Origin of the sequence: Massilia sp. UYP11 (assembly GCF_050434805.1) — a bacterium.
Classification (GTDB): domain Bacteria; phylum Pseudomonadota; class Gammaproteobacteria; order Burkholderiales; family Burkholderiaceae_D; genus Telluria.
This window is the reverse complement of the sequence record NZ_JBNDJE010000003.1, coordinates 461,524-470,480: the sequence shown is the minus strand read 5'-3', so window position 1 is coordinate 470,480 and position 8,957 is coordinate 461,524. Positions and strand designations below refer to the sequence as shown.

The window sequence follows — 8,957 nt, the reverse complement described above, 5'->3', positions numbered from 1 at the left end:
CAGCGGCGCGGGCATGCGACCAAAGGCATTTCCGAGACGCAGAAGCGGCGCAACCGCGCGATCGCCACGCCGCGCGCCCGCGTCGAGCATGTGTTCGGGGCCTTGGCCCAGATGGGCGGCAAACTGGTGCGCTGTCTGGGGATCGTGCGCACCACGTTCGTCTTGCAGCTGAAGGCGGCCAGTTACAACCTCAAGCGTCTCGTCTTTTTGAAGGAACGCGGCCTGGCGCCGTTTTAAACAGCAGTTCGGCAGCCTGCGGCTGCCAAACCTGCCAGGCCCAACGTGCCTGGCGCTTTGAAAATCACGCTACTGAGCGATGCTGGAGCGCGGACTCACGTTTCGCCTGGCTCTGCTCACGCCGAGAGCGGGTTATTCGAGGTGGCCTTAAGCGGTTTCTTACCCTGGATCAGAAAAAAACTATCGCGATTGTCAATACGAGCAGGCGGGGCGCCAGCATCAGGACGCCGCCGGCTCGGCGATCAGGCGGTGCACCAGCACCGGCTTGGTCGTGTGCGACAACACCTTGTTGGTGACGCTGCCCAGCAGCAGCTGGTTCCAGCCGCTACGACCGTGGGAGCCCATGAAGATCAGGTCGCAGCCTTCCTGCTCGGCGACGTCGACAATCTTGAGCGCCGCCGAATCGGAAAACGCCGTCATGCACTGGCATCGGAGGTTTGCGCTGGCACAGGAGCGCGTGATCTTGCTCATGTATTCCTCGCCCATGCGCCGCATCTGGGCGATGTATTCCTCTTCGCTGGGGTACGAGGGCGGGATGATCTCGACGTACACGGGATACTGGTACTCGGGGGCGACGAACAGGGCCAGCACCTCGGCGCCCATCTGTTGCGCGAATTTCACGCCGGCGCAGGCGGTGTGCTGTGATACGGCCGACCCGTCGGTGGTGATCAGGATCTTGCGGTACATGATGTTTCCTCCTCCTTGGCCACGCACATTCTGACAACTCAGTGCAGGATGGCGATTTCTGAGACGCAACAGTTGAGGTCTATCAAATGAACCAACACTGCTGCGCTGCGACGGGAAAACCGACCTACGATTACAAAATACAACACCCTGCATGTGAAAAGCATCTGGAACGCGACATTTTCATTGTCGCGGAATTAAGTTTCTCTGTCCATTTTGTTGCATTACCTTCTCTGAGATTTACCTACGGCAACCACACTGCTACACTCGCTTCCATTACTCCACCGGACTTTTTACGGCTTTACCGGCCGGTGGATGCAGCAGAACCCGAATTGCAGAGCTGATTGCACATTTAATACATTATGGAGAAGCAGGGATTATGACCGACGCCGCTGACGATTTCGACGCACTTTTCGAGGAAGTGGCGGCGCAGCGCACCAGCGCACCGCCTGCTCCCTCCGCCGCGGCCGAGCCGGCCCCGGCCGCGGCCGGCCACGACGAGGACGACCTGGAGTCCTTGTTCGACCAGGTGTCCGCCAACGCCGCCCCGGCGGTGGCTGCCGTGGCCGTCACTGCCGCCGTCGCGACCGTGGCGCCTGCCGCTGGCGCGCCGGCCACCGGCACGCATGCCGAGGATGGCCAGGAAAGCGGCATGTTCGAACGCCTGGGCGGCATCGTCCGCCTGCTGCACGATTCGCTGCGCGAGCTGGGCTACGACAAGGCGCTGACCGAGGCCTCGTCGCAGATCGTCGACGCCCAGGACCGCCTGGAATACGTGGCCTCCCTGACGGAGCAGGCCGCCAACAAGGTGCTCAACACCCTGGACGAAGGCATGCCGGCGCAGGACCAGCTGCAAAAGCAAGCCAAGGACATGGAAACCCGCTGGGCCGACCTGTTCGAAGGCAAGCTGAGCCTGGACGAATTCAAGGCCCTGGCGGGCGACTCGCGCCAGTTCGCGGCGCTCGTCAACGAAGCGACCGAAGCCGAGCGCGCGCGTCTGCTCGAGATCATGATGGCCCAGGATTTCCAGGACATCACCGGCCAGCTGATCAAGCGGGTGGTCAAGATCACGCAGACCGTCGAGAGCGAACTGGCACAGTTGCTGCGCGATAACGCGCCTCCGGACATCAAGGAAAAGCTGGCCAAGAAGGAGCAGCCTGCGGTTCCCGCGTCGCTGATGCAAGGCCCGTCGGTGCCCGACGCGGCGCTGAACCAGGATAGTGTTGACGATCTTCTTGCCGATCTGGGATTCTAATGGACGATATGCTGAAGGATTTCGTCGTCGAGGCGATGGATCTGGCGGTAAATGTAGAAGAGCACCTGCTGCGCCTCGAACGCGACCCCGACAACAAGGAAACGCTGAACGCGGTGTTCCGGTCGTTCCACACGATCAAGGGCGGCGCCGGTTTCATGGGCCTGCCCGCGCTGGTGGCGGCCTGCCACCTGACCGAGAACCTGTTCGATGCGCTGCGCACCGGCGCCGCGCCGGTGACGCCGCTCGCGATCGAGGCCGCGCTGCAGGCGTCGGGCTTCGTGGCCGACCAGCTGGGTGACCTGAACAACGGCACGCCGCCCGAAGGCCTGGCGCAGATGCCGGGCGACCTCGAGCGCATCCTGATGGACGCGATCGAAGGCAAGGACAGCGCCCCGGCGGCTGCCGCGCCCGCAGCCGCACCTGCACCTGCGCCGGCGGCTGCATCGGCGCCGGTCGCCGCTGTGGCGCCTGCGGTCGCCCCTGCGGTTGGCGCGGGAGCCGCGCCTGCCGCCGGCGAGGACGGCCTGGACTGGAGCGGCATGTACAACGCCGTGGTTCCGACCGCGCACGCGATCGCCGCAACGGCTGCCGCTCCTGCCGCTCATGAGGCAGCGACGGCGGCCGCGGCCGCGGTCGTTGCCGCCGCGCCGGTTGCCGCCGCTGCCCCTGCCGGAAAGAACTGGGACGGCGTCGAGCGCCGCACCGACGGCAAGGCCGCCGCCCCCGCGCCGGCCAAGGACGAAAGCATCCGTATCGATGCGGTCAAGCTCGACGCGCTGCTCGAAGTGGCGGGCGAGTCGGTGCAGGCCGCCAACCAGGCCGCGGTGCTGCTCGAACGGCTGCAGCAGTTCAAGTTCGAGGGCCAGGCCGCGGTGCTGATCGCGACCCTCACCGAGACCCTGGAGCGCGCCTCGCGCTACTCGGCCGAACTGCAGCGCGCGACGCTCGCGACCCGCATGCAGCCGGTGGGACGCCTGTTCCAGAAATTCCCGCGCCTGGTGCGCGAGCTGGCGAAAGACCTCGGCAAGGACGTCGAGCTGACCATCGAAGGCGCCGAGACCGAAGTCGACCGCGTGGTGGTGGACAGCCTGTACGATCCGCTGGTGCACATGCTGCGTAACGCACTGGACCACGGTGTCGAGTCGCCCGACGAACGCGTCGCCAACGGCAAGCCGGCCAAGGCCTTCATCCTGCTCAAAGCCTGGCAGGAAGCCAACAGCGTCATGATCGTGCTGCAGGACGACGGCAAGGGCATGGACCCGATCAAGCTGCGCAAGAAGGCGGTCGACAAGGGCCTGATCGGCGAAAACGGCGCCCAGAGCGACGAAGACGCTTACCAGCTCGTGTTCCTGCCGGGCTTCTCGACCAAGGAAGTGGCTTCCTCGGTGTCGGGCCGCGGCGTGGGCATGGACGTGGTCAAGACCGCGGTCGAGAAGAACCGCGGCGCCATCCGGATTGAAAGCCAATTGGGCAAGGGCACGCGCTTCGCGATCCGCCTGCCGATCGAGCTGTCGATCGTGCCGACCATGCTGGTGTCGACCTCGGGCGCGCAGCTGGCGCTGCCGATGGCCGTCGTCGAGCGCGTGGTCGAGCTGCCGGACGATTTCGCCTGCGTCGGCGGCGCCCCGGTGCTGAAGGACCAGGGCCGCCCGCTGCCGGTGCGTTCGCTGGCGCTGGCGCTGGGCTACGAGGCCGCTTCCGAAAAGGTCGGCATCGTCATCAACGCGCCGCAGCCGTACATCCTGGCGATGGAAGCGGTGGACGGCACGGCCGACCTGGTGATCAAGCCGATGACCGCGCTGTCGGTCGAGGGCATCACCGGCACCGCGCGCTCGGCCGAGGGCGAACTGGTGCTGGTGGTCGGCCTGTCGTTCCTGATGGATGGCTGCCGCAGCAGCGTCAGGCTGGCAGCCTGACGTATAGGGTAGGCCGCCAACCCACTGTCCGCCGCATGCGCCAAAAGCGCAGAGAAAAGCCTGTGTCACCGACGCAGGCTTTTTTTATTTGCATATAGCAAAATCCTTGCAAATATTATTTGCCACGTGATATGGTCGTTGGCATAAACGTGCGCTGCGCCGGCTTGGTGCGGCACTGCACAACTATGGCATAATCGAAAGCCGTCCCGCCTGTCGCACGATGGCGGGGGCGCGCCTCACTTCACCGCAACACTGGATCGACCATGCAAAAAACGCTCTACGACAAACTCTGGGATTCCCATGTCGTGCGTGCCGACGCCGATGGCACCACCGTCCTTTACATCGACCGCCACCTGGTGCACGAAGTCACCAGCCCGCAAGCCTTCGACGGCCTGCGCGAGGCGGGCCGTGGACTATGGCGCGTGTCCGCGAACCTGGCCGTGGCCGACCACAACGTGCCGACCACCGACCGCGCGCAAGGCATCGCCGACCCGACCTCGCGCCTGCAGGTCGAGACGCTCGACGCCAACACCAAGGCCTTTGGCCTGACCTATTTCAACATGAACGACAAGCGCCAGGGCATCGTGCACGTGATCGGGCCGGAGCAGGGCGCGACCCTGCCGGGCATGACCGTCGTCTGCGGCGATTCGCACACCTCGACCCACGGCGCCTTCGGCTGCCTGGCGCACGGCATCGGCACGTCGGAAGTCGAGCACGTGCTGGCCACGCAAACCCTGCTGGCCAAGAAATCGAAATCGATGCTGGTCAAGGTCGAGGGTGAACTCAATCCCGGCGTGACCGCCAAGGACATCGTGCTGGCGGTGATCGGCAAGATCGGCACCGCCGGCGGCACCGGCTACGCCATCGAATTCGGCGGCAGCGCCATTCGCGCGCTGTCGATGGAAGGCCGCATGACGGTCTGCAACATGGCGATCGAGGCGGGCGCGCGCGCCGGCATGGTGGCGGTCGACGACACCACGATCGCCTATGTCAAGGATCGTCCGTTCTCGCCCAAGGGCGAGCAGTGGGAGCAGGCCGTCGCCTACTGGCGCACGCTGCACACGGACGACGGCGCGGTGTTCGACACCGTGGTCGAACTCGACGCGAAAGACATCCAGCCGCAAGTGACCTGGGGCACCTCGCCCGAGATGGTCACCGAGATCGGCGGGCGCGTGCCCGATCCCCGCAACGAGCCCGATCCGGTGCGCCGCGGCGCCATCGAAAAGGCGCTGGCCTACATGGACCTGGCGCCCAATACCCCGATCGGCGAGATCGCGATCGACAAGGTGTTCATCGGCTCGTGCACCAATTCGCGCATCGAAGACCTGCGCGCCGCCGCCGAGGTCGTGCGCGGCCGGCATCGCGCGGCGAACGTGAAGCTGGCCATGGTGGTGCCGGGTTCGGGCCTGGTCAAGGAACAGGCCGAGCGCGAAGGGCTGGACCGCATCTTCGTCGACGCCGGCTTCGAATGGCGCGAACCGGGCTGCTCGATGTGCCTGGCGATGAACGCCGATCGCCTGGAGCCGGGCGAGCGCTGCGCCTCGACCTCGAACCGCAACTTCGAAGGCCGCCAGGGCCAGGGCGGACGCACCCACCTGGTGTCGCCGGCGATGGCGGCGGCGGCGGGCATCGCCGGCCGCTTTGTCGACGTCCGCGCGCTCTGATGCGTGACAGCTGTTGAACTCGTTTTACCGTCACAGGAAGATCATGAAAAAAGCACTCGCTCTGTCCCTCATCACTGTCTTGCTGGCCGGCTGCAACACCATCTCGGGCATCGGCCGCGATGTCTCGAAGGTGGGTCAGGTCGTTACCAGCGCCGGCGGTAGGTAAGAAAACTTGGATCCCCGCCTGCGCGGGGACGACGGGATCCCCGCCTGCGCGGGGATGACGATACTTGGGTCCCCGCCTGCGCGGGGATGACGTTGATTGTGCCCCGCGTGTGCGGGGACGAAGGAAGTTTGATGGATAAATTCACCGTACACCAGGGCCTGGTGGCGCCGCTCGACCGCGCCAATGTCGATACCGACGCCATCATCCCCAAGCAGTTCCTGAAATCGATCCGCCGCACCGGCTTCGGTCAGAACCTGTTCGACGAGTGGCGCTACCTGGACCACGGCGAGCCGGGCCAGGATTGCAGCATCCGTCCGCTCAATCCGGACTTCGTGCTGAACCAGCCGCGCTACGCCGGCGCTTCGATCCTGATGGCGCGCAAGAACTTCGGCTGCGGCTCCTCGCGCGAGCACGCGCCATGGGCGCTGCAGCAGTATGGTTTCCGCGCCGTGGTCGCGCCGAGCTTCGCCGACATCTTCTTCAACAACTGCTTCAAGATCGGCCTGCTGCCGATCACGCTCTCCGAAGAAGAAGTCGACACGCTGTTCCAGGCGGTCGAGGCCAACCCCGGCTACCAGCTCGTGATCGATCTGGAGCGGCAGCGCGTCGGCACCGCGGATGGCAGTCTGTCGTTCGCGTTTCCGATCGACGACTTCCGCAAGTACTGCCTGCTCAACGGCCTGGACGACATCGGGCTGACCCTGCGCCATGCGGACGACATCCGCGCCTTCGAGCAACGCCACGTCGCGGCCCAGCCGTGGCTGACCAACACCATCTGATAGAAAGCAGCTGAATGAAGATCGCGATCCTGCCGGGTGACGGCATCGGCCCGGAGATCACCGCGCAAGCAGTGAAGGTATTGAACGCCCTCGGCGAATCGTTCGAGATGGAAAGTGCGGAAGTCGGCGGCGCCGGCTATGCGGCCCATGGCCATCCGCTGCCGGAATCCACCCTGGCGCTGGCGAAGCAGGCCGACGCGGTGCTGTTCGGCGCCGTCGGCGACTACCAATACGACACGCTCGAGCGCGCGCTGCGTCCGGAGCAGGCCATCCTTGGCCTGCGCCGCGAGTTGAACCTGTTCGCCAACCTGCGTCCGGCGATCCTGTATCCGGAACTGGCCGGCGCCTCGACCCTGAAGCCCGAGGTCGTCTCGGGCCTGGACATCCTGATCATCCGCGAACTGACGGGCGACATCTATTTCGGCAAGCCGCGCGGCGTGCGCGAATGCCCGGACGGCCCGTTCAAGGGCCAGCGCGAAGGCTTCGACACCATGCGCTACGCCGAAGGCGAGATCCGCCGCATCGCCCACGTCGCCTTCCAGGCGGCGAGGAAGCGTGACAAGCGCGTGACCAGCGTCGACAAGGCCAACGTGCTGGAAACCTTCCAGTTCTGGCGCGACATCGTCACCGACGTGCACAAGGAATACCAGGACGTCGCGCTCGAGCACATGTATGTCGATAACGCGGCGATGCAGCTCGTTCGCGCGCCGAAGAAGTTCGACGTGATCGTTACTGGTAATATGTTCGGCGATATCCTGTCGGACGCCGCCGCGATGCTCACCGGTTCGATCGGCATGTTGCCGTCGGCCTCGCTCGACGCCAATAACAAGGGCCTGTACGAACCGTCGCACGGTTCGGCCCCCGACATCGCGGGGCAGGGCGTGGCCAATCCATTGGCGACGATCCTGTCCGCCGCGATGATGCTGCGCTTCTCGCTCGGCCTGATCGAGCAGGCGGACCGCATCGAGACGGCCGTCAAGCGCGTGCTGGCCCAGGGGCTGCGCACGCCGGATATTTTCGAAGCAGGGACCACGAAAGTGGGCACCGAAGAAATGGGCAACGCGGTGGTCGCGGCGCTCGCATAAGGTTTTTTAAAACTCCAAGGGAAGATGATGAAATTAGTAGGTCTGGTAGGTTGGCGCGGCATGGTCGGCTCGGTCCTCATGCAGCGCATGCAGGAAGAAGGCGATTTCGACCACATCGAGCCGGTGTTCTTCACCACCTCGAATCCGGGCGGCGCCGCGCCGAAGATGGCGAAGAACGAAACCACGCTCAAGAGCGCTACCGACATTAACGAACTGTCGAAATGCGAGATCATCATCTCCTGCCAGGGCGGCGACTACACGAGCGAAGTGTTCCCGCAACTGCGCGCGGCCGGCTGGAACGGCTACTGGATCGACGCCGCGTCGACCCTGCGCATGAACGATGACGCAGTCATCGTGCTCGACCCGGTCAACCGCTCGGTGATCGACGCCGCGCTGGCGAAAGGCGTGAAAAACTACATCGGCGGCAACTGCACCGTGTCGTGCATGCTGATCGGCCTGGGCGGCCTGTTCGAGCAGGGCCTGGTCGAGTGGATGACCTCCATGACCTACCAGGCGGCGTCGGGCGGCGGCGCCCAGCACATGCGCGAACTGCTGACCCAGTTCGGCACGATCAACAATTCGGTGAAGTCGCTGCTCGACGATCCGGCGTCGGCCATCCTCGAGATCGACCGCACCGTGCTCGCGACCCAGCATGGCTTGTCAAGCGACGAGACGAAGCAGTTCGGCGTACCGCTGGCCGGCAACCTGATTCCGTGGATCGACAAGGACCTGGGCAACGGCCAGTCGAAAGAGGAGTGGAAGGCCGGCGCCGAGACCAACAAGATCCTGGGTCGCGGCGCGGGCTTCGACAGCAAGGCGATTCCGGTCGACGGCCTGTGCGTGCGCATCGGCGCCATGCGCTGCCACTCGCAGGCGCTGACCATCAAGCTGACCAAGGACGTGCCGCTGGACGAGGTCAACGACATCATCGCCAGGCATAACCAGTGGGTGAAGGTGGTGCCGAACACCCGCGAAGCATCGATGCGCGACCTGTCGCCGGCAGCGGTGACGGGCGGCCTGGGCATCCCGGTCGGCCGCCTGCGCAAGATGTCGATGGGCGGCGATTACCTGTCGGCCTTCACGGTCGGCGACCAGCTGCTGTGGGGCGCCGCCGAACCGCTGCGCGGCATGCTGCGCATCGTGCTCGAGCGCTGATCCCCCTCTGCCTCCA

General features: G+C 65.2%; 10 protein-coding genes. 9 read left to right on the top strand and 1 reads right to left on the bottom strand.

Annotation, left to right across the window (positions count from 1 at the left end; translation table 11 throughout):
- A partial coding sequence (locus ABIB38_RS08790; RefSeq protein ID WP_429203375.1) for a transposase occupies positions 1–237 on the top strand: 237 nt, incomplete at its 5' end.
- Positions 238–456: 219 nt separating this feature from the next.
- On the opposite strand, the gene ABIB38_RS08785 is transcribed toward ABIB38_RS08790, so the two are convergent.
- Positions 457–924 (bottom strand): universal stress protein, encoded by a 468-nt coding sequence (locus tag ABIB38_RS08785; protein WP_429203374.1) that lies wholly within the window; start codon positions 922–924, stop codon positions 457–459.
- Positions 925–1,010: 86 nt separating this feature from the next.
- Between ABIB38_RS08785 and ABIB38_RS08780 the strand changes: the two genes are divergently transcribed.
- From ABIB38_RS08780 to asd, 8 genes are all read left to right on the top strand, one after another.
- The gene (locus ABIB38_RS08780) at positions 1,011–1,265 is read left to right on the top strand and encodes a hypothetical protein (RefSeq protein WP_429203373.1); all 255 of its coding nucleotides are present in this window, start codon (positions 1,011–1,013) and stop codon (positions 1,263–1,265) included.
- A gap of 35 nt (positions 1,266–1,300) precedes the next feature.
- Complete coding sequence (locus ABIB38_RS08775; RefSeq protein WP_429203372.1) at positions 1,301–2,176, top strand: protein phosphatase CheZ; 876 nt, start codon at positions 1,301–1,303, stop codon at positions 2,174–2,176.
- On the top strand, positions 2,176–4,092 hold the full coding sequence (locus ABIB38_RS08770) for a chemotaxis protein CheA (protein ID WP_429203371.1): 1,917 nt from the start codon (positions 2,176–2,178) through the stop codon (positions 4,090–4,092). Before ABIB38_RS08775 ends, ABIB38_RS08770 begins: the two co-directional genes overlap by 1 nt.
- A 263-nt stretch (positions 4,093–4,355) precedes the next feature.
- Positions 4,356–5,756 carry a 3-isopropylmalate dehydratase large subunit gene (leuC, locus tag ABIB38_RS08765; RefSeq protein ID WP_429203370.1) on the top strand — a complete coding sequence of 467 codons (1,401 nt, stop codon included), beginning with the start codon at positions 4,356–4,358 and terminating at the stop codon, positions 5,754–5,756.
- Positions 5,757–5,799: 43 nt separating this feature from the next.
- Positions 5,800–5,922, top strand: coding sequence for an entericidin A/B family lipoprotein (locus tag ABIB38_RS08760; RefSeq protein ID WP_147937122.1), 123 nt, complete (start codon positions 5,800–5,802; stop codon positions 5,920–5,922).
- Between the two features lie 131 nt (positions 5,923–6,053).
- The gene (gene leuD / locus ABIB38_RS08755; RefSeq protein WP_429203369.1) at positions 6,054–6,701 is read left to right on the top strand and encodes a 3-isopropylmalate dehydratase small subunit; all 648 of its coding nucleotides are present in this window, start codon (positions 6,054–6,056) and stop codon (positions 6,699–6,701) included.
- A 14-nt stretch (positions 6,702–6,715) separates the two neighbouring features.
- A complete protein-coding gene (gene leuB, locus ABIB38_RS08750; protein WP_429203368.1) occupies positions 6,716–7,786 on the top strand; it encodes a 3-isopropylmalate dehydrogenase in 1,071 nt (356 codons plus the stop codon).
- Between the two features lie 27 nt (positions 7,787–7,813).
- Complete coding sequence (gene asd, locus ABIB38_RS08745; protein WP_429203367.1) at positions 7,814–8,941, top strand: aspartate-semialdehyde dehydrogenase; 1,128 nt, start codon at positions 7,814–7,816, stop codon at positions 8,939–8,941.
- Positions 8,942–8,957 lie beyond the last annotated feature (16 nt).

Coding starts and splice junctions, on each gene's coding strand:
- ABIB38_RS08785 (WP_429203374.1), bottom strand. CDS start 924: ATGTACCGCAAGATCCTGATCACCACCGACGGGTCGGCCGTATCACAG.
- ABIB38_RS08780 (WP_429203373.1), top strand. CDS start 1,011: ATGAACCAACACTGCTGCGCTGCGACGGGAAAACCGACCTACGATTAC.
- ABIB38_RS08775 (WP_429203372.1), top strand. CDS start 1,301: ATGACCGACGCCGCTGACGATTTCGACGCACTTTTCGAGGAAGTGGCG.
- ABIB38_RS08770 (WP_429203371.1), top strand. CDS start 2,176: ATGGACGATATGCTGAAGGATTTCGTCGTCGAGGCGATGGATCTGGCG.
- leuC (WP_429203370.1), top strand. CDS start 4,356: ATGCAAAAAACGCTCTACGACAAACTCTGGGATTCCCATGTCGTGCGT.
- ABIB38_RS08760 (WP_147937122.1), top strand. CDS start 5,800: ATGAAAAAAGCACTCGCTCTGTCCCTCATCACTGTCTTGCTGGCCGGC.
- leuD (WP_429203369.1), top strand. CDS start 6,054: ATGGATAAATTCACCGTACACCAGGGCCTGGTGGCGCCGCTCGACCGC.
- leuB (WP_429203368.1), top strand. CDS start 6,716: ATGAAGATCGCGATCCTGCCGGGTGACGGCATCGGCCCGGAGATCACC.
- asd (WP_429203367.1), top strand. CDS start 7,814: ATGAAATTAGTAGGTCTGGTAGGTTGGCGCGGCATGGTCGGCTCGGTC.